General features: G+C 72.5%; 13 protein-coding genes and 1 pseudogene. 12 read left to right on the top strand and 2 right to left on the bottom strand.

The window, feature by feature from the left end; translation table 11 throughout:
- Positions 1–56: 56 nt before the first annotated feature.
- The 6 genes and pseudogenes from AC3EUV_RS24980 to AC3EUV_RS24955 form a co-directional block, all read left to right on the top strand.
- Entirely contained in the window at positions 57–584 is a 528-nt protein-coding gene (locus tag AC3EUV_RS24980) for a hypothetical protein (RefSeq protein WP_432143962.1), read from the top strand.
- Between the two features lie 213 nt (positions 585–797).
- Positions 798–1,673, top strand: coding sequence for a diaminopimelate epimerase (gene dapF / locus AC3EUV_RS24975; RefSeq protein ID WP_432143961.1), 876 nt, complete (start codon positions 798–800; stop codon positions 1,671–1,673).
- Positions 1,674–1,869: 196 nt separating this feature from the next.
- Positions 1,870–4,062 carry a RelA/SpoT family protein gene (locus tag AC3EUV_RS24970; RefSeq protein WP_435603944.1) on the top strand — a complete coding sequence of 731 codons (2,193 nt, stop codon included), beginning with the start codon at positions 1,870–1,872 and terminating at the stop codon, positions 4,060–4,062.
- Between the two features lie 143 nt (positions 4,063–4,205).
- A complete protein-coding gene (locus AC3EUV_RS24965) occupies positions 4,206–5,834 on the top strand; it encodes a M1 family metallopeptidase (protein WP_435603943.1) in 1,629 nt (542 codons plus the stop codon).
- Positions 5,835–6,014: 180 nt separating this feature from the next.
- Complete coding sequence (gene hflX / locus AC3EUV_RS24960) at positions 6,015–7,502, top strand: GTPase HflX (protein ID WP_387239601.1); 1,488 nt, start codon at positions 6,015–6,017, stop codon at positions 7,500–7,502.
- Positions 7,503–7,623: 121 nt separating this feature from the next.
- Positions 7,624–8,340 (top strand): annotated as a pseudogene (locus AC3EUV_RS24955) (IS30 family transposase); the annotation flags it as partial.
- 113 nt (positions 8,341–8,453) lie between these two features.
- Here the strand turns inward: AC3EUV_RS24955 and AC3EUV_RS24950 are convergent.
- Entirely contained in the window at positions 8,454–9,638 is a 1,185-nt protein-coding gene (locus tag AC3EUV_RS24950; protein ID WP_435603942.1) for a trypsin-like serine peptidase, read from the bottom strand.
- A 281-nt stretch (positions 9,639–9,919) separates the two neighbouring features.
- On the opposite strand from AC3EUV_RS24950, the gene AC3EUV_RS24945 reads away from it, so the two are divergent.
- From AC3EUV_RS24945 to AC3EUV_RS24925, 5 genes are all read left to right on the top strand, one after another.
- Positions 9,920–11,308, top strand: a complete 1,389-nt coding sequence (locus tag AC3EUV_RS24945; protein WP_432143957.1) for a diaminobutyrate--2-oxoglutarate transaminase family protein — start codon at positions 9,920–9,922, stop codon at positions 11,306–11,308.
- A complete protein-coding gene (locus AC3EUV_RS24940; protein WP_432143956.1) occupies positions 11,305–13,329 on the top strand; it encodes an IucA/IucC family protein in 2,025 nt (674 codons plus the stop codon). The genes AC3EUV_RS24945 and AC3EUV_RS24940 overlap by 4 nt, the downstream gene beginning before the upstream one ends.
- Before the next feature lie 108 nt (positions 13,330–13,437).
- Entirely contained in the window at positions 13,438–14,145 is a 708-nt protein-coding gene (locus AC3EUV_RS24935; RefSeq protein ID WP_432143955.1) for a GNAT family N-acetyltransferase, read from the top strand.
- A 105-nt stretch (positions 14,146–14,250) separates the two neighbouring features.
- Positions 14,251–16,017, top strand: a complete 1,767-nt coding sequence (locus tag AC3EUV_RS24930; protein WP_432143954.1) for an IucA/IucC family protein — start codon at positions 14,251–14,253, stop codon at positions 16,015–16,017.
- A 41-nt stretch (positions 16,018–16,058) separates the two neighbouring features.
- On the top strand, positions 16,059–18,035 hold the full coding sequence (locus tag AC3EUV_RS24925) for an ATP-dependent DNA helicase (protein WP_432143953.1): 1,977 nt from the start codon (positions 16,059–16,061) through the stop codon (positions 18,033–18,035).
- Between the two features lie 79 nt (positions 18,036–18,114).
- On the opposite strand, the gene lexA is transcribed toward AC3EUV_RS24925, so the two are convergent.
- Positions 18,115–18,912, bottom strand: a complete 798-nt coding sequence (gene lexA / locus AC3EUV_RS24920) for a transcriptional repressor LexA (RefSeq protein ID WP_432143952.1) — start codon at positions 18,910–18,912, stop codon at positions 18,115–18,117.
- 546 nt (positions 18,913–19,458) lie between these two features.
- On the opposite strand from lexA, the gene nrdR reads away from it, so the two are divergent.
- Entirely contained in the window at positions 19,459–19,989 is a 531-nt protein-coding gene (gene nrdR, locus AC3EUV_RS24915; protein WP_432143951.1) for a transcriptional regulator NrdR, read from the top strand.
- Positions 19,990–20,043 lie beyond the last annotated feature (54 nt).

The following is a 20,043-nucleotide window of genomic DNA, read 5'->3' as shown; positions in this document are numbered from 1 at the left end:
GTCATCATCGACCTTCGATCGAGGCATGCAGTCTGTAGTGGGGAGGGCGCGTGGCAATGGAGGCCGGCCCTCGCAACGGAGCGCAGCAACCGGACAGCGGCGCCGACACGGCTCCCCTGACCGACGACGGTCCCGACACCGACGACGGCTTGTCCGGCCCTGACGGCGTCGGCGGCGGACCGCTCACCGACCCGGACACCCTGGACGACTCCGACGCCCCGGCCGACGGTCCCGGGGAGGGCGGCGAGTCCTTCCGCGAGCTGCGCCCGCCGCGCCGGCTGCGGCTGTGGCAGCTGGCCCCGATCGTCGCGCTGGCTGCCCTCGGCTCGCTGATGTTCGCCTTCCCGCTCGCCTTCGAGCTGGGCGGCGACGGCGGCGCGATGATCGCGATGCTCGGTCTGCTGCTGTGCTGCTGCGCCGCGGGCTGGGGCATGATGGCCGCCCGCCGCGTCGGCTACACCTGGCCCGGCCTCCCCGCCCAGGGCTCCGGCCGCCGCGCCTGTTGGCGCGTGGTGCTGATCTACACCGTCCTGGTGGCCATCCCGGCGTCGCTGGCCATATGGCGCGTGGCCCGGCTGCGCTAAGGCGTGGCCTGGGGGAGCTTTGGCCCCTCCCGTTGTTTCCCCGCCGCCCACCCCCCTTCGGGGGGTGGGCGGGTACGGGCGAGCAGCCGGTACGGGCGAGCCGCGTGTTCGGCCGAGCAGTGGGTACGGGCGAGCACCTGGCCCCAGCGCCCCAACGCACCAGGCCCCCACACCCGCACACCCCCTCCCCCGCCCTCCCCGTACGATGCAGGGGTGACCAGCACGCAGCGCCTCGCCTTTCTCAAGGGCCACGGCACCGAGAACGACTTCGTGATCGTCCCCGACCCGGACGGGCGGCTCGACCTGCCCGCGGCCGCCGTCGCCAGGATCTGCGACCGGCGGGCCGGCGTCGGTGGCGACGGTGTGCTGCGCGTCGTCCGGTCCGCCGCGCACCCGGAGGCGCGTGCCCAGGCCGGCGAGGCCGAGTGGTTCATGGACTACCGCAACGGCGACGGTTCGATCGCCGAGATGTGCGGCAACGGCGTCCGCGTCTTCGCGCGCTATCTGCTGCACGCCGGCCTGGTCGAGGCCGGTGACCTCGCCATCGCCACCCGCGCCGGCGTACGCCGGGTACACCTCGACAAGGCCGGCGATGTCACGGTCTCCATGGGCCGGGCCGAACTCCCCGAGGAGGGTGTCGTCGTCACCCTCGGCGGCCGCAGCTGGCCGGCCCGCAACGTGAACATGGGCAATCCGCACGCGGTCGCCTTCGTCGAGGACCTGGCCCACGCCGGCGACCTGCTGGCCGTACCGCCGTTCAGCCCAGCGTCGGTTTATCCCGACGGCGTGAATGTGGAGTTCGTCGTCGACCGGGGTCCGCGCCATGTGGCGATGCGGGTCCACGAACGCGGTTCGGGCGAGACCCGCTCCTGCGGCACCGGCGCCTGTGCGGTCGCCGTCGCCACCGCCCGCCGGGACGGTCTGGACCCCGCCGAGACCGGTACGCCCGCCACGTACCGGGTCGATGTGCTCGGCGGCAGCCTGTCGATCACCGAGCGGCCCGACGGCACGGTCGAGATGACCGGCCCGGCCGAGATCGTCGCCGAGGGCACCTTCGACGCCGCCTGGCTGGCCGCCGCGCTCGCCTGACGCGCCCCGCTGCGCACCGCCTCCCGGGCCCGCTCCGGGAAAGGGTTCCGGCCAAAAGATTCGCTCGAACGGGTGATCCGGATCACGCTGAGCGAGAGGCGGACAGCGGTGCGTGATGGGCTCGGTAGCATCAAGCACCGGCCCGGGCGCCCGAACTGACGCGTTCCACCGCCGGTCGACGCTGCCGGAGGTGCCCATGAGCGCAGAGGCCACTAACCCTGGTAATCCTGGAGCAGCGGGCCGCCGGCGCGGCCGCCGCCGACTGGAGCTCAGCGGGCTGCGCCGCATCGGCCGCGCCGCACTGCTCGGCCCGGCCCCGCGCGACGGCCTCCCGCACGCCCTCGAACACGTCGCCAAGGTGCACCGCGGCCACCACCCCGACGCCGATCTGGACACCCTCACCAGGGCCTATCTGCTCGCCGAGTCCTCGCACCGCGGCCAGCTGCGCAAGAGCGGCGAGCCGTACATCACCCACCCGCTCGCGGTGACCCTGATCCTCGCCGAACTCGGCGCGGAGACCACGACCTTGACCGCCTCCCTGCTCCACGACACCGTCGAGGACACGGAAGTGACGCTGGATCAGGTCCGGGAGCTGTTCGGCGCCGAGGTCTGCTATCTCGTCGACGGGGTCACCAAGCTGGAGAAGGTCGGCTACGGCGCGGCCGCCGAGCCGGAGACCTTCCGCAAGATGCTGGTGGCGACCGGCAACGACGTCCGGGTGATGTCCATCAAGCTCGCCGACCGGCTGCACAACATGCGCACCCTCGGTGTGATGCGCCCCGAGAAGCAGGCCCGGATCGCCAAGGTGACCCGCGATGTGCTGATCCCGCTCGCCGAACGCCTCGGCGTCCAGGCGCTGAAGGCCGAGCTGGAGGACCTGGTCTTCGCGATCCTGCATCCCGACGAGTACGCCACCACCCGCGCCCTGGTCATGGAGTACACCTCCCGGCCCGACCCGCTCACCGCCCTCGCACAGCGGGTGCGTACGGTCCTCGACGAGGCCGGTATCGACGCCGAAGTCCTCGTCCGGCCCCGGCACTTCGTCTCCGTCCACCGGGTGCGCCTCGCGCGCGGTGCGCTGACCGGAGCGGACCTGGGTCGGCTGCTGGTGCTGGTGGCCGAGGACGCCGACTGCTACGCGGTCCTCGGCGAACTGCACACCTGCTTCACCCCGGTGATCTCCGAGTTCAAGGACTTCATCGCGGTTCCCAAGTTCAACCTCTACCAGTCGCTGCACACCGCGGTCACCGGCCCGTCCGGCGAGGTCGCCGAGACCCTGATCCGTACGCACCAGATGCACCGGGTCGCCGAGGCCGGGGTGATCGCGCTCGGCAACCCCTACGCCCCGACGGACGACGTGGACGCCCCTGAGGGCGAGCGGGCCGACCCGACCCGCCCCGGCTGGCTCTCCCGGCTGCTGGAGTGGCAGCGCACCACCCCCGACCCGGACACGTTCTGGACCTCGCTGCGCGACGATCTCGCCCAGGACCGGGAGATCACCGTCTTCTGCACCGACGCCCCGCCGGACGGCTCGTCCGGCGGCTCGGGGGGCGTGATCGGTCTGCCCGCCGGGGCGAGTTGCGTGGACGCCGCGTACGAACGGCACGGCGAGGGGGCGCACTGTTGCATCGGCGCGCGCGTCAACGGCCGGCTCGCCACCCTCGCCACGGTCCTGCACGACGGCGACAGCCTGGAGCTGCTGCGGGCACCGGAATCCGCGGCCGGTCCCTCGCCCGAATGGCTGGAGCATGCCCGGACCCCCGCCGCCCGGCTCGCCATCGCCCGGTGGCTGGCCGGGCCACGGGAGTCCGGCGCCCGCCCGGCGGCCCCCGGCGAGGGGCACGGCGCGGCGCCCCCCGACCGCCGCGCTGCGGGGCCCGACCACCCCGGAGCGGACCCGGTCGCCCCCGCCTCGGTCCTCGCGGTGGCGGATCTGCCCGGCGCCTCGGTCCGGCTGGCCCGCTGTTGTACCCCGGTGCCGCCGGACGCCGTCACCGGCTTCGCCGTGCGCGGCGGCACGGTCACCGTGCACCGCGCCCTGTGCCCCGTCGTGGCGCGGATGGCGGCCACCGGCCGGCAGCCGGTCGGAGTGCGCTGGCGCGGTGCCGGCCAAGGGGGCCACGGCTGCCGGGTCACCCTCCTGGCCGAGGCGTTCAGCCGGCCGCAGCTCCTGGCCGACCTCACCGAAGCCATCGCCTCCCAGGGCGCCGCCGTGGTGTCGGCCGCCGTCGAACCCCCGCACGAACAGCGGGTCCGCCACACCTACACGCTGCATCTGCCGAACGCCGCCGGGCTGCCGTCCCTGATGCGCGCCATGCGCCAAGTGCCCGGTGTCTTCGATGTGTTGCGCGCCGGACGGGCCCGGCAGCCCGCGGCTCTGCGTCCCTGAAGGGCCCGGGGGCCCGGAAGCTGACGCCCCGTCGGAGGCTCCTCCGTCCGGCGGCGTAAGACGGGTGGGCGATCCGCCGCCCGTTCGGGTGCCGTTTGCCCCGTCACCCGCGGGGGAGGGGGCCGCGTTGGTAGCCGTAGTTCATGTCCCTTCCCTTGCGCCGACCGTCCCGCGACCCCGACCGCCCCGCCCCCGTCCTGCCCCGTGGCCCGAGCGGGCGGGGGCGGTGGACCGGTCTGCGGGCCGCCGCCCTCGGGCTGGCCGCCCTGGCCACCCTCGGCGTGGCCGAGCCGCCGGCCGTGGGGCCGCAGGGCCTCGGCGACCGCCTCTTCCCCACCCTCGGCAACACCGGCTACGACGTCACGTCCTACGACGTCTCCCTGGACTACTCCGGCCACAACGACCGGCCGCTGAACGCCCTCACCGAGATCTCCGCCCGCGCCACCGGCGAGCTCGACCACCTCAACCTCGACTTCGCCCGCGGCGCCGTACGCTCCGTGAAGATCGGCGGCCTGCCCGCCCGGCACGAGCAGCACGGCGAGGACCTGGTGCTCACCCCGGCCTTCCACATCTCCCGGGGGCAGGACCTGAAGATCTCCATCGCGCACACCAGTGACCCCGGCAGTAAGAGCGACGGCGGCTGGATCCGCACCGCCGACGGGCTGGCGATGGCCAACCAGGCCGACGCCGCACACCGGGTCTTCCCCTGCAACGACCACCCCTCCGACAAGGCCCTCTTCACCTTCCACATCACCGCGCCCCGGCAGCTGACCGCCGTCGCCAACGGGCTGCCGCTGCGCTCCGGCGCCCGCGCGGGACGCCGCACCTGGACCTACCGCACGGACCACCCCATGGCCACCGAGCTGGCACAGGTCTCCATCGGGAAGTCCAGCGTGCTGCTGCGGCACGGGCCGCACGGCCTGCCGATCCGCGATGTCGTACCGACCGCGGACCGGGCCTCCCTGGCGCGCTGGCTGGCCAAGACCCCCGGCCACGTGTCCTGGATGGAGCGCAAGGTCGGTCCGTACCCCTTCGAGGCGTACGGGGTGCTGATCGCCAATGCCAGGACCGGCTTCGAGCTGGAGACCCAGACCCTGTCGCTCTTCGAGAAGGCCATGTTCACCACCGACCAGCTGCCCGCCTGGTACGTCGAGTCCGTGATGGTGCACGAACTGGCCCACCAGTGGTTCGGCAACAGCGTCAGCCCGCGCCGCTGGTCCGACGTCTGGCTCAACGAGGCCCACGCCACCTGGTACGAGTCCCTCTACGCCCAGGAGAAGGGCGACCACCGGGCTTCGCTGGAGACCCGTATGCGGCACGCCTACGAGCAGTCCGACGGCTGGCGCGCCGAGGGCGGGCCGCCCGCCGCGCCGAAGTCCCCCAGCCCGGGGGAGAAGATCAGCATCTTCCGTCCGATCGTCTACGACGGCAGTGCGCTGGTCCTCTACGCCCTGCGGCAGAAGATCGGCCCCGCTGCCTTCGACCGGATCGAACGCGAGTGGGTGGCCCGGCACCGCGACGGTGTCGCCGGCACCTCCGACTTCGTCGAGCTGGCCTCCCAGGTGGCCGGGCAGGACCTCACCGCCTTCTTCCAGGGGTGGCTCTACGGCGAGCGGACCCCGCCGATGCCTGGGCATCCGCAGTGGCAGCCCAGGAAGGCCGGGGACAAGCCCGGCGCCAAGGGAGCGACCCCCGCTCCCGGCGCCAAGAAGCCCGCTCCGCCCCCCGGCGGCCCCAAGGCGGCCGCCGGAAACCCCGGGAAACCCGCGTGACGGCCCTCTCCGGCCGTGGGACCATCGTCAGGTCGGCACCCGCCCGGCCCGGGAATCTCCCGGACCGCTCGGACGTTGACACCAGCGACGGTCGCGGCATCACCGCGGCGGTCGCCATGACGACAGTCCCGGTGGGGCCGCCAGGTCCCGTGAGGGCTTCCCAACGACGCGAAGGATCAAATGACCTCCTCTTCTTCCCTTCCGCAGGACCGGCAGCGCCTCCCCGAGAGCCTTCGGGCGAACGCCCTGATGGAAGAGGACGTCGCCTGGAGCCACGAGATCGACGGGGAGCGTGACGGCGACCAGTACGACCGCTCGGCACGCGCCGCACTACGCCGCGTAGCGGGCCTTTCCACCGAGCTCGAGGACGTCACCGAGGTCGAGTACCGACAGCTCCGCCTGGAGCGCGTGGTGCTCGTCGGTGTCTGGACCACGGGCACGGTCCAGGAAGCGGAGAACTCGCTCGCCGAGCTCGCCGCCCTCGCCGAGACCGCCGGCGCGATGGTGCTCGACGGCGTCATCCAGCGCCGGGACAAGCCCGACCCGGCCACCTACATCGGCTCGGGCAAGGCCCTGGAGCTGCGGGACATCGTCCTCGAATCCGGGGCGGACACCGTGGTGTGTGACGGTGAGCTCTCCCCGGGCCAGCTGATCCACCTGGAGGATGTCGTCAAGGTCAAGGTGGTCGACCGGACCGCCCTGATCCTCGACATCTTCGCCCAGCACGCCAAGTCCCGGGAGGGCAAGGCGCAGGTCTCGCTGGCACAGATGCAGTACATGCTCCCCCGCCTCCGTGGCTGGGGTCAGTCGCTCTCCCGGCAGATGGGTGGCGGTGGCTCCGGTTCGGCGGGCGGCGGGATGGCCACCCGTGGTCCCGGTGAGACCAAGATCGAGACGGACCGGCGGCGGATCCGCGAGAAGATGGCGAAGATGCGCCGGGAGATCGCGGAGATGAAGACCGGCCGGGACATCAAGCGCCAGGAGCGCCGGCGCAACAAGGTCCCCTCGGTCGCCATCGCCGGCTACACCAACGCCGGCAAGTCGTCCCTGCTCAACCGCCTGACCGGGGCCGGCGTCCTGGTGGAGAACGCCCTGTTCGCCACCCTGGACCCGACCGTCCGGCGGGCCGAGACCCCCAGCGGACGGCTCTACACCCTCGCCGACACCGTCGGCTTCGTCCGCCACCTTCCGCACCACCTCGTCGAGGCGTTCCGCTCCACGATGGAGGAGGTCGGCGAGTCCGATCTCATCCTGCATGTGGTCGACGGCTCGCACCCGGTGCCCGAGGAGCAGCTGGCCGCCGTACGCGAGGTGATCCGCGACGTGGGCGCGACGGACGTGCCCGAGATCGTGGTGGTCAACAAGGCCGACGCGGCCGATCCGCTGGTGCTCCAGCGGCTGCTGCGCCAGGAGAAGCACGCCCTCGCGGTCTCGGCCCGTACGGGCCAGGGCATGGCGGAGCTGCTGGAGCTGCTCGACGAGGAACTCCCCCGGCCGCAGGTCGAGATCGACGTCCTGGTGCCCTACACCCAGGGCGCCCTGGTCTCGCGGGCGCACGCCGAGGGCGAGGTCATCTCCGAGGAGCACACCGCTGAGGGCACGGTCCTCAAGGCGCGGGTGCACGCGGAGCTGGCCGCCGAGTTCGAGCCCTTCGTGCCGGCTGCCTGACGGGCCCGCACACCGCGACAGAAGGCCCGCCCCCGGGGAGCTTCCGTTCTAGTGGTCGTCGCAACACCCCAGTTCAAGGGGTGGGATGGACTTCAAGGTTCGAGAGATCCGGACGGCTCAGGGGCCGGAGCAGATCTGCCAGGCTCTGCGCGCCCAGTTTCCCGACCGGCCGGAGATGCACGTGGTCCACGAGACCGTCTACCAGGCCCTCTACGTCCAAGGCCGGGGTGAACTGCGCCGCGAGCTGGCCACCGCTCTGCGCACCGGCCGCGTCCGGCGCAAGCCCCGGCGCCTGGCCCAGCAGCGCCGGCCACGCTTCCGCGATCCGATGGTCATGATCAGTGAGCGCCCCTCAGAGGTGGAGGACCGGGCGGTGCCCGGCCACTGGGAAGGCGACCTGATCATCGGCAAGGACGGCGCCTCGGCCATCGGCACCTTGGTCGAACGGTCTACCCGATACGTGCTGCTGGTCCACCTGCCCGCCGGCCGGGGCACCGAGCTGGTCCGCGACGCGCTGGTCGAGACGGTCCAGACGCTGCCAACCCATCTGAAGCGGTCGTTGACCTGGGACCAAGGAGCGGAGATGGGACGCCACCGCGAGTTCACCGTCGCGACTGACATCCCGGTCTACTTCTGCGACCCGGCTAGTCCCTGGCAGCGCGGTTCGAACGAAAACACCAACGGCCTGCTGCGGCAGTACTTTCCCAAGGGCACCGATCTCAGGGCCCACGCCCCAGAGCACCTGGCCGCCGTCGCCGCCGAGCTCAACGGCCGCCCACGCAAAACGCTCGGCTGGGAAACCCCAGCCGAGCGCCTGCATAAACTGCTCGTGGCCTGACCAACACGACCACGTGTTGCGACGACCCCTGGAAAGCGCCGACCAGGGGCGGGCCTTCGTCCTGCGCACGGGCGGAGCGGGTGATGCCGTCGGGCACCACCCGCCTCAGGCGACTACTGCTTGCTCGCCTTCTTGCTCATGTTGTCGAACAGGCTCTTGGCCTCGGGGCCCAGGTGCGGACCGGCCGACCAGCGGGCCGGGCGCGGCCCCATCGACATGTTGGAGATCAGCACCTGCTTGCCGCTCGCGTCCTTGGCGAACCAGGGGCCACCGGAGGAACCACCGGTCATGGTGCAGCCGATCCGGTACATGGTCGGCTTCTTGGCGTCCATCGACAGCCGGGTCGGCTTGTCGGTGCACTGCTGCTGCGCCGCACCGTCGAACGGCGGCTCGGCCGGGTAGCCCTGCGCGGTCAGGCTCGGGATCTTGGCCATCGCCGGGGCGTTGAAGTCGACCTCGTAGGCGCCGCCGGCCGTCTCCTCCAGCGACTTGCCGCCGGTGCCCTGCTCCGGCTTCACATGCATCAGCGCGTAGTCGTACGGCGCCATCGGCACACCCGGGACGGCGCCGCCGGCCTTGATCCACTGCTGGGACGTCGCCATGTCGTCCGCCCACCACTTGCCCGACGGGACCCGGTCCTCGAAGGGCTTGTTCTTCAACTCACCGGCGGAACCACCGGTCTTGTTGAAGTTCGGCACGAACATCATGTTGCGGTACCAGCCGCCGCTCTTGCCGGCGTGCACACAGTGCGCTGCGGTCCACACCAGGTTGGACTTACCGGGGTGCGCCGGGTCCTTGACGACCGTGGCGGAGCAGCGCGAATCGCCCTGGGGGGTGCTGAACAGCAGCAGGCCCACGCCGGGGGCGGTGGAGGTGTACGGGGTCTTGACGGGCTGTGCCGGGACGGCGGACGGCTCGGGGTCGGTCTTCCCCTGGTCCTCGGAGATGTCCTCAGGCTTGCTGGGGTCCTGGGGCGGCTTGACCTTGTCGATCTTGTCCTTGTCCCAGAAGTCCTTGATGATCGGGTTGATGAACTCCCCGGCTTCCCGGAGCCACTTGTCGCGGTCCCAGTTCTTCCACTCGCCGTTCTTCCACTTGTCCAGGTCGACGCCGTGTTCCTTGAGCTTGTCCTGGATGTCCTGAGGGATCTTGAAGTCACCCCCGCCCGCTTCCTGGCCGGCGCCCTGGGTGGGCTTGGCGTCCGCGTTGTCGCCCTCCGGCCCGCAGCCGGTGGCGGTCAGCGCCATGACGGCGGTGAGAGCGGCGGCGGCCAGGAGTGGCCGACGTATGGATCGCATGGGTGAGTTCCCCCTGGTGAATCGGGCTGAGCCGGTGTGACGTGAGGTGATCTTGCGCCGGTCCGTTCTTTGTCATGAACCTCAAGATCCCGGCGCAACACCCCACTATGCCGGTGACGATGGGGACGGCGGTACTCGGGTACCCGGTTCCAGGCCGCCAAGGATCTTGGCGACAACCGTGATCCCACGTCGCCGCCGTCGTTGGTACGGACGGGGGACGGCCGGGCCGCCCGCAGGGCCCGCGGCCTTCCGCAGCTCACCAGCAGGAGGACACAACTGCCGTGGCGTTGACCGAAACCGTGCCGGCCGCGCCGGCCCACGAGGGGATCCTGCGCCGGCAGTCCCTGCGTGAGTCCGCCGCCCGCACCTACGCGCGCTCGCTGCCCATCGTCCCGGTCCGCGCCCGCGGGCTCACCATCGAGGGCGCCGACGGCAGGCGCTATCTCGACTGTCTCTCCGGCGCCGGCACCCTGGCGCTCGGCCACAACCACCCCGTGGTGCTCGAAGCGATCCGCACGGTCCTCGACTCCGGTGCGCCGCTGCACGTCCTCGACCTGGCCACGCCCGTCAAGGACGCCTTCACCACCGAGCTCTTCGCCACGCTGCCCGGAGAGTTGGCCGAAAAGGCGCGCATCCAGTTCTGTGGCCCGGCCGGCACGGACGCCGTCGAGGCCGCCTTCACACTCGTCCGCACCGCGACCGGGCGGGACGGCCTGATGGCCTTCTCCGGCGCCTACCACGGCATGACCGCCCAGGCGCTGGCCGCCTCCGGGGGAGCGCAGCACACCGGCGTGGCCCGGCTGCCCTATCCGTACGACTACCGCTGCCCCTTCGGGACCGGCGGCGAACGCGGTGCCGAACTCGCCGCGCGCTGGACCCAGAACCTCCTCGACGACCACAAGAGCGGGGTGCCCCGCCCGGCCGGGATGATCCTGGAACCCGTCCAGGGCGAGGGCGGGGTGATCCCCGCACCGGACGGCTGGCTGCGCCGGATGCGGGAGATCACCGCCGCCCGGCAGATCCCGCTGATCGTGGACGAGGTGCAGACCGGCGTCGGCCGCACCGGTGCCTTCTGGGCGGTGGACCACAGCGGCATCGTGCCCGACGTGATCGTGCTGTCGAAGGCGATCGGCGGCAGCCTGCCGCTCGCCGTGATCGTTTACCGCGAGGAACTGGACGCCTGGCAGCCCGGCGCGCACGCCGGCACATTCCGCGGCAACCAACTCGCCATGGCCGCCGGCGCCGCCACCCTCGCCTACGTCCGTGCGAACGGCCTCGACCGGCGGGCCGGGGAGCTCGGCGCCCGGATGCTCGCCCGGCTCAACTCCCTCGCCGCCGCCCATGACTGCATCGGCGACGTCCGCGGCCGCGGTCTGATGCTCGGCGTCGAACTCGTCGACCGCGACGCCGACGCCGATGCCACCGGCGCCCGCCCCGCCGCCCCTGAGCTCGCCGCCGCCGTCCGGGACGCCTGTCTGGACCGCGGCCTGATCGTCGAACTGGGCGGCCGGCACTCCGCCGTCGTCCGGCTGCTGCCACCCCTGACCATCACCGATGAACAGGCGGACGCGATCCTCGACCGCCTCGCCGACGCCATTACGGCGGCGGTCCGCACCACCCCCGGGCCGATGGGCTCATCCCCCACGACAATGCGAGGCACCACCCCATGAACGAACGCCCCGGTCCCGACGGCGGTCAGCCCGCCGAGCGCATCCCCGCCCACCAGGGCGCGGGCATCATCGAGTCGGTACCGCGCCAGCAGCGGCGGGCCCCGGACGAGACCTGCCACCAGCAGCCCCAGGAGCCCCCGGACCGCCTTGTGCCCCAGGGCGCCGCAGGCCCGCACGACCGCGCCCGCGGTGACCACGACCCGCTCGACCACCCGGACCCGGCGGTCGCCGCCGACGCCGCGGGCATCGAGCACCTCCTGCGCTGCTGGCTCCGGGAGAGCGGCACCCACCACCCAACCGAGGGCCGGCTGCGCGTCCCGCTGCGGGCCGCCGCCGCGCGCGCCCTGATCATCCCCGTCCGCTACTGGTCCCCCACGGGCTGGCACCGCCTGGGCGCCCCCACCCTCGAAGGCGCCCCGGCCGGCGCCGCCCCACTGGACGCCGTCACCCTCGCCGCGATGCTGCGCCGGGAGGCCGCGCACGGTGACCGGCGAGCCTCCGACGGTGGCGAGCACCGGGTGGCGGACGGCGGGGAGCGGCCGGAGCCGGACGCCACACCGCAGCAGGCACCGGACGGCGACGGCGCCGAACTCGTCGGCCGGGTCGCCGACTCCGTCCGCAAGGTCGCCGTCTTCCTCACCGACCGGCGCGCCCGGCCCGCCGACGACCACGGCGCCCTCTTCCTCGAAGCCGAACAGTCCCTCCTCCTAGGCCACCCGCTGCACCCCACACCCAAGAGCCGGGAGGGTCTCTCCGACGCCGAGACCCGCGCCTATTCGCCCGAACTGCGCGGCGCCTTCCCGCTGCACTGGATGGCCGTGCACCGCTCCGTCCTGGCCGCCGACTCCGCCTGGACCGTACGCGGCAAGCCCGTACCGGCCGACCGGCTCACCCGGGAGTTCGCGGGGAGCGGCTGCCAACTCCCGGACGAGACCGTGCCGTTGCCGCTGCACCCCTGGCAGGCCAGGGAACTCGCCGACCGCTCCGACGTCACCGCCCTCCGCGAGGCCGGTCTGCTGCACGACCTCGGTGTCCACGGCCCGCTCTGGTACCCCACCTCCTCCGTCCGCACGGTCTACCGCCCCGACGCGGACGCCATGCTCAAGCTCTCCCTCGGGCTGCGCATCACCAACTCCCGCCGGGAGAACCTCCGGAAGGAACTGGCCCGCGGGGTCGAGGTGCACCGGCTGCTGCGCACCGGCCTCGCCAAGCAGTGGCAGACCGTGCACCCCGGCTTCGACATCGTCCGCGACCCGGCCTATCTCGCCGTCGACGGCTTCGACGGCGAACCCGTCCAGGGCCTGGACGTCGTCATCCGCCACAACCCCTTCAGCACCACCGATGACGCCGTCTGCATCGCCGGCCTCACCTCCCCCCGGCCCTGGCCCGGCCGCTCCGGCGTGCGCTCCCGGCTCGAAGACCTTGTCGGCACGCTCGGCGCCCGCACCGGCCGCCCCCTGGGCGCGGTGGCCACCGAGTGGTTCCTGCGCTACCTCGAAGCGGTCGTCCGGCCCGTGCTGTGGCTCGACGGCACGGCGGGCGTCGTGCTGGAAGCCCATCAGCAGAACACCGTGGTGCTGCTGGACCCCGACGGCTGGCCGGTCGGCGGCCGCTACCGCGACAACCAGGGCTACTACTTCCGCACCTCGCGCCGCGCCGAACTGGAGCGACGGCTGCCCGGCATCGGCGCGGCAAGCGACTCCTTCGTCGCCGACGACGTCACCGACGAACGCTTCGCCTACTACCTCGGCATCAACAACGTCCTCGGCCTCATCGGGGCCTTCGGCTCCCAGCGCCTGGTCCGCGAGGAGATCCTGCTCGCCGCCTTCCGCCGCTTCCTCGCCGACGCCGCCACGGCCCCGCCGGCCCACCGCTCGCCGCTCCCGGGGCAGTTGCTCGCCGCCCGCACCCTGCGCTGCAAGGCCAACCTGGCGACCCGGCTGCACGGCCTGGACGAACTCGTCGGCCCGGTCGAAACCCAGTCCGTCTACGTCACCCTGCCCAACCCCCTCGCCCCGTAGCCGCCCACCACGGCCCCCGACAGCAGACCCCCGCATCCCGTCCCCGGCGCCGGCGCCCCGCGACCCATACGGCCACGCGGCACGCGGCCACGAGAGGAGAGCGTCGCCGTGCCACCCACCGACCCCGGCCTCAGCCTCAGCATCGGCTCCGACGACACCCCCGGCCGGCAGCACCCACCGGAACGCGGCGCGCGGTCCGACGGCGGCCCCCGGCCGGCGGTGTCCCCGGACGCCCCGGCCGCCGGCCCGCTGCTCGACAACCTGGCGGGCTGGGGCGCGGCCGAGACCTCCGCCGGGCCGTTCGCGCTGGTGCCCGTCCGGCCGGACCGCGATCTCGACCGGATCAGCGGCTGGATGAACGATCCGGCCGTCGCGGCCTTCTGGGAGCTGGCGGGTCCCCCGGAGATCACCGCCGCCCATCTGCGCGCCCAGCTCGACGGCGACGGCCGCAGCGTGCCCTGCCTGGGGGTGCTGGCCGGGGTCCCGATGAGCTACTGGGAGATCTACCGCGCCGACCTCGACCCCCTCGCCCGCCACTACCCGGCCCGGCCCCAGGACACCGGTGTCCACCTCCTCATCGGCGGGGCCGGCGACCGGGGGCGCGGACTGGGCGGCACCCTGCTGCGGGCCACCGCCGATCTCGTCCTCGACCACCGCCCGCGGTGCACCCGGGTCGTCGCCGAGCCCGATCTGCGCAACACCGCCTCCGTCGCGGCCTTCCTGAGCGCGGGGTTCCGCTACGCCGACGAGATCGAACTGCCCGCGAAACGCGCGGCGTTGATGGTCCGCGACCGCGCCCGCCGCCACCTGCTCTGACCCCGGGGTCGTCGGTCGACGGCCCCGCTCCGGTCCGCCGTCCACCACGCTGCCCCGGTTGTCCCCCGTACGAGCCGGGGCGGACCCGCTTCGAGGAGTCCCGCCTTGTCTCCTGAGCACCAGCCCTCGCACCGCGCCTGGCAGCACGCCGCGCGCCGACTGTTCGCCAAGATCCTGGCGGAGTTCGCCTACGAGGAAGTCCTCACCCCCGAGCCCGACGGCACCGCCCCCGACGGCACCCCGCAATACCGCCTGCCGGTCACCGAGGCCCTGGTCTACCGCTTCCGTGCCCGGCGCGGCGCCTACGGCCACTGGCGCGTCGACCCCGCCTCGATCACCCCGGACACCGACCCCTTCCACTTCCTCACGCATGCCCACGACACCGTGCTGGGCCTGTCCGGCGACACCACCGGCCACCTCATCCGCGAGCTGACCGCCACCCTCGCCGCGGACACCCGCCTCGACGCCACCGCGCTCAGCGCCGCCGAACTCGCCGACCTGGACTACGCCTCCCTCGAAGGCCACCAGACCGGCCACCCCTGGCTCGTCGCGAACAAGGGCCGGCTCGGCTTCTCCGCCACCGACGCGGCGACCTGGGCCCCCGAGGCCCGTACCGCCCGCCGCCTGCCCTGGCTCGCCGCGCACCACAGCATCGCCCACTACCGCGGTATCCCCACCCTGGCCACCCCCGACCGTCTCTACGGCGAGGAACTCACCCCCGCCACCCGGCACGCCTTCGCCCGCACCATCAGCCACGAGGGCTTGGACCCCGACGACTACCTCTATCTCCCCGTGCACCCCTGGCAATGGGACGAGACCATCGCCCCGCTCTTCGCCCCGCAACTCGCGGACAGATCCATCATCGCGCTGCCCACTGACAACGACCTCCGCCTGCCGCAGCAGTCGATCCGCACCTTCCTCAACCTCAGCCGGCCCGACGCCCGGACGGTCAAGCTGCCGCTGTCCATCCTCAACACCCTCGTCTGGCGTGGCCTGCCCACCGAGCGCACCCTCGCCGCGCCCGCCGTCACCCGCTGGGTGCACGGCCTGCGCGACGCCGACCCGTATCTGCGCGACGAGACCCGGGTGATCCTGCTCGGCGAGACCGCGTCCGTCACCGTCGAGCACCCCCTCTACGACCGGCTGCCCGGCGTCCCGTACCAGTTCAAGGAGCTGCTCGGCTGTATCTGGCGCGAGCCGGTCACCGGCCATCTGGACCCCGGCGAACGCGCCCGCACCCTGGCCGCGCTGCTTCAGACCGACCCCCGGGGCCGGGCCCTGACCGCGGAGCTGGTGCGCCGCTCGGGGCTGGCCCCGCGCGCCTGGCTGGCCCGGCTGTTCGCCGCGCTGCTGCCGCCGCTGCTGCACTTCCTCTACCGGTACGGCACGGTCTTCTCCCCGCACGGCGAGAACGCCATCGTCGTCTTCGACGAGCACGACGTCCCCACCCGCCTCGCGGTCAAGGACTTCGTCGACGACGTCAACACCAGCTCCGTGCCGCTCCCGGAGCACGACTCCATGCCGGACGACGTACGGGCGGTGCTGCTGACCGAACCGCCCGACTTCCTCACCCAGTTCATCCACTCCGGCCTGTTCGTCGGCGTCTTCCGCTACCTCGCACCGCTGTGCGCGGACCAACTGGGCGTGCCCGAGGCCGAGTTCTGGTCACTCGTACGGGCGGAGATCCTGCGCCACCATGAACGTTTCCCCGCCCTCAAGGAGCGGCACGAGACCTTCGACCTGCTCACCCCGCGGATCGAGCGGCTGTGTCTGAACCGCAACCGTCTGCATGTGGACGGCTACCGGGACCGCACCGACCGCCCGCACGCGGCCGTGCACGGCACCGTCCCCAATCCGCTCCACATGCCGTGACGGACCCGGCTGTCAGTGGTCCCGCGTAGGCTTGCAGCGCTATGACAAAGCCCTCCCTCCCCGATCTGCTCCACGCCGCCGTCACCGCCGTCGGCGGCACCGAGCGCCCCGGCCAGGTGGCGATGGCCGAGGCCGTCGCCGGGGCCGTGGACGAGAACTCCCACCTCCTCGTCCAGGCCGGCACCGGCACCGGCAAGTCCCTCGGCTATCTGGTCCCGGCGCTCGCCCATGGCGAGAGAGTGGTGGTCGCCACGGCCACCCTGGCGCTCCAGCGCCAGCTCGTGGAGCGCGATCTGCCGCGGACGGTCGAGGCCCTGCATCCGCTGCTGCGCCGCCGCCCGGAGTTCGCCATGCTCAAGGGTCGCTCGAACTACCTGTGTCTGCACCGCCTCCATGAGGGCGTCCCGCAGGAAGAGGAGGACGGCCTCTTCGACGTCTTCGAGCAGGCCACGCCGACCAGCAAGCTCGGCAAGGACCTGCTGCGGCTGCGCGACTGGGCGGACGAGACCGAGACCGGCGACCGCGACGCACTGACCCCCGGGGTCTCCGACCGCGCCTGGGGCCAGGTCTCGGTCTCCTCCCGGGAGTGCCTGGGTGCCTCGAAGTGTGCGTACGGGGCGGAGTGCTTCGCCGAGGCCGCCAGGGAGCGCGCCAAGCTCGCCGACGTGGTCGTCACCAACCACGCGCTGCTCGCCATCGACGCGATCGAGGGCGCCCCGGTCCTCCCGCAGCACGAGGTCCTGATCATCGACGAGGCCCATGAGCTGGTCTCCCGGGTCACCGGCGTCGCCACCGGCGAGCTCACCCCCGGCCAGGTCAACCGCGCCGTCCGCCGGGCCGCCAAGCTCGTCAACGAGAAGGCCGCGGACCAGCTCCAGACGGCGTCGGAGACCTTCGAACGCCTCATGGAGCTGGCTCTGCCCGGCCGCCTGGAGGAGATCCCCGAGGACCTCGGCTACTGCCTGATGGCGCTGCGGGACGCGGCCCGTACGGTCATCTCGGCGCTCGGCTCGACCCGCGACAAGTCGGTCCAGGACGAGGACGCCGTCCGCAAGCAGGCCCTCGCCTCGCTGGAGAACGTCCACGCCGTCGCCGAGCGCATCGCGAACGGCTCCGAGTACGACGTGGTCTGGTACGAGCGCCATGACCGCTTCGGCGCGTCCCTCCGGGTGGCGCCGCTGTCCGTCTCGGGCCTGCTGCGCGAGAAGCTCTTCGACGACCGCTCGGTGACTCTCACCTCCGCCACCCTCAAGCTGGGGGGCGACTTCAACGGGGTCGCCGCCTCCCTGGGGCTGGCCCCCGAGGGCACGGAGGGTGAGGACGTCCCGCCCTGGAAGGGCCTGGACGTCGGCTCCCCGTTCGACTACTCGAAGCAGGGCATCCTGTACGTCGCCAAGCATCTGGCCCAGCCGGGCCGGGAGGGCAGCCGTACGGACATGCTCGATGAGCTCACCGAGCTGATCGAGGCGGCGGGCGGCCGCACCCTCGGCCTCTTCTCCTCCATGCGCGCCGCCCAGGCCGCCGCGGAGGAGCTGCGCGGCCGGCTGGATCTGCCGATCCTCCTCCAGGGCGAGGAGACCCTCGGCGAGCTGATCCGCGCCTTCGCCGAGGACGCCCGCACCTGCCTGTTCGGCACGCTGTCCCTCTGGCAGGGCGTCGATGTGCCGGGGGTGAACTGCCAGCTGGTGGTGATGGACCGGGTGCCGTTCCCGCGTCCGGACGACCCGTTGATGAGCGCCCGGCAGAAGGCCGTGGAGGAGGCCGGCGGCAATGGCTTCATGGCGGTCGCGGCGACCCATGCGGCCCTGCTGATGGCCCAGGGCGCCGGCCGTCTGGTCCGCGCCACCGGCGACCGCGGTGTGGTCGCCGTCCTCGACCCCCGGGTGGAGCGGGCCCGCTACGGCTCCTTCCTCCGCAAGTCGATGCCCGAGTTCTGGTACACCACCGACCGCAACCAGGTCCGCCGCTCGCTGGCCGCCATCGACGCAGCGGCGAAGGCCGCAGACACCGACGCCTAGGCGGCGCCGGCTCAGGCGCACAAACAGAGCCCCGGAACCGGCGCAGTGGTTCCGGGGCTCGGTCGTGAGGGGCGGTGGGTCAGATGCGGCGCAGTACCGCCACCACCTTGCCGAGGATGGTCGCCTCGTCGCCGGGGATCGGCTGGTACGCGGAGTTGTGCGGCAGCAGCCACACATGGCCGTCCTCGCGCTTGAAGCGCTTGACGGTGGCTTCGCCGTCCAGCATCGCGGCGACGATGTCACCGTTCTCGGCGACCGGCTGGCGGCGGACCGTGACCCAGTCGCCGTCGCAGATGGCGGCCTCGATCATGGAGTCGCCGACGACCTTCAGCACGAACAGTTCGCCGTCGCCGACGAGCTGGCGAGGGAGCGGGAAGACGTCCTCGACCGACTCCTCGGCGAGGATCGGGCCGCCGGCGGCGATCCGGCCGACCAGCGGGACATAGGACGCGGCGGGCTTGCCCGCGGTCTCCGTCGCGGCGCTGCTGGCCTGGTCCGAGCCGCGGACCTCGTAGGCCCGGGGGCGGTGCGGGTCGCGCCGCAGGAAGCCCTTGCGCTCGAGCGCCATGAGCTGATGGGCGACGGACGAGGTGCTGGACAGCCCGACGGCCTGGCCGATCTCGCGCATGGACGGCGGGTAGCCGCGCCGCTGCACGGAATCCCGGATCACCTCGATCACCCTGCGCTGGCGGTCGGTGAGCCCCGAGCTGTCGGCGCGGATCCCCGGGGGGCGGCCGGGCAGGGCGCGGGGGGGCTTCTGCTCTTCGGAGTCCAACGTGGCGTCGTCCATCGGCCGCTGTGCCTTCTGCGGGTGCTCGAACCGGCTCTGGGAGTGGCTTTGTGCGGTGATGGTCGCGCTGTCTGCGGTGGTGGTCACGTCGGCCCCTCTCGAAATGTTCTCCCTAGTTAGCCAACGGTAGTTGCTTTCGAAAGGTTGCGCCAAACACACGTTCGAGTGAAATATTCGGCTATTGCCTACCCGGATCAAGTGGCTGGGTGTATGGCCGAGTGGCGTTCCGGGCCGCGACGGACCGCGTGCACCGGGTTTTCCGGCCGGGCGGCGGGCCGGACCGTCATCGCGCGAAGGGCTCGGCGGCCGGTCCTCCCGACCCGCTCGATTCTGTCATCCCGGCCCCGCCGCACCGCCGGCCGGGTGGCTTCCCGTACTCTCATGGGCGACCGCCCGGCCCGCCTCCGCCGCGACACGCGGTAGGCGGATGTAAGCGGGCCGACACCACATCTAGTGGTTTGATGCGGTCGGGTCCCCAGAAGTTGTGGTGCCTGGTCCCTCGGAGGGCCGGGAATCGCCTATGCTGGTGACTGCTCCGAAGGGCCCGTACGGACCGGCCAGAGGTCTGTCGCCGTACGTGGGGCTCGTTGGCGTACGTACGTCCGTATATCACAGGGTGAGGAGGGTGGAGCCATGCACTGCCCCTTCTGTAGGCACCCGGACAGCCGGGTCGTCGACAGCCGCACCACCGATGACGGGACGGCGATCCGCCGGCGCCGCCAGTGCCCCGACTGCTCCCGCCGTTTCACGACCATCGAGACGGCGTCACTGATGGTGATCAAGCGGAGCGGGGTCACCGAGCCCTTCAGCCGCAACAAGGTCATCGCGGGAGTGCGCAAGGCATGCCAGGGCCGGCCGGTCACCGAGGACGCCCTCGCCAAGCTCGGCCAGCGGGTCGAGGAGGCGGTGCGCGCCACCGGCAGTGCCGAGCTGTCCACCCATGACGTCGGGCTCGCCATACTGGGGCCGTTGCAGGAACTCGACCTGGTCGCGTACCTGCGCTTCGCCTCCGTTTACCGGGCCTTCGACTCGCTCGAGGACTTCGAGGCGGCCATTGCCGAGCTGCGCGAGCAGCGCGAGCTGGGACCGCCCGGGCAGGAATGCGGGACCGAGGGGGAGGCCGGCGGCCCGGCCGTCCCCGTGCCCGCCACCGCCGCCGACTGAGCTCGGCGCGCATCCAGGACCTGTACCGGGGCGAGAGCAGGGCGTCCCGGTATC

This window comes from Streptomyces sp. bgisy130, assembly GCF_057708345.1.
The sequence above is the reverse complement of the archived record's forward strand: the minus strand, read 5'-3'. Positions and strand labels throughout refer to the sequence as shown.

Coding starts and splice junctions, on each gene's coding strand:
- AC3EUV_RS24965 (WP_435603943.1), top strand. CDS start 4,206: ATGTCCCTTCCCTTGCGCCGACCGTCCCGCGACCCCGACCGCCCCGCC.
- AC3EUV_RS24980 (WP_432143962.1), top strand. CDS start 57: ATGGAGGCCGGCCCTCGCAACGGAGCGCAGCAACCGGACAGCGGCGCC.
- AC3EUV_RS24925 (WP_432143953.1), top strand. CDS start 16,059: ATGACAAAGCCCTCCCTCCCCGATCTGCTCCACGCCGCCGTCACCGCC.
- AC3EUV_RS24940 (WP_432143956.1), top strand. CDS start 11,305: ATGAACGAACGCCCCGGTCCCGACGGCGGTCAGCCCGCCGAGCGCATC.
- AC3EUV_RS24970 (WP_435603944.1), top strand. CDS start 1,870: ATGAGCGCAGAGGCCACTAACCCTGGTAATCCTGGAGCAGCGGGCCGC.
- AC3EUV_RS24950 (WP_435603942.1), bottom strand. CDS start 9,638: ATGCGATCCATACGTCGGCCACTCCTGGCCGCCGCCGCTCTCACCGCC.
- hflX (WP_387239601.1), top strand. CDS start 6,015: ATGACCTCCTCTTCTTCCCTTCCGCAGGACCGGCAGCGCCTCCCCGAG.
- nrdR (WP_432143951.1), top strand. CDS start 19,459: ATGCACTGCCCCTTCTGTAGGCACCCGGACAGCCGGGTCGTCGACAGC.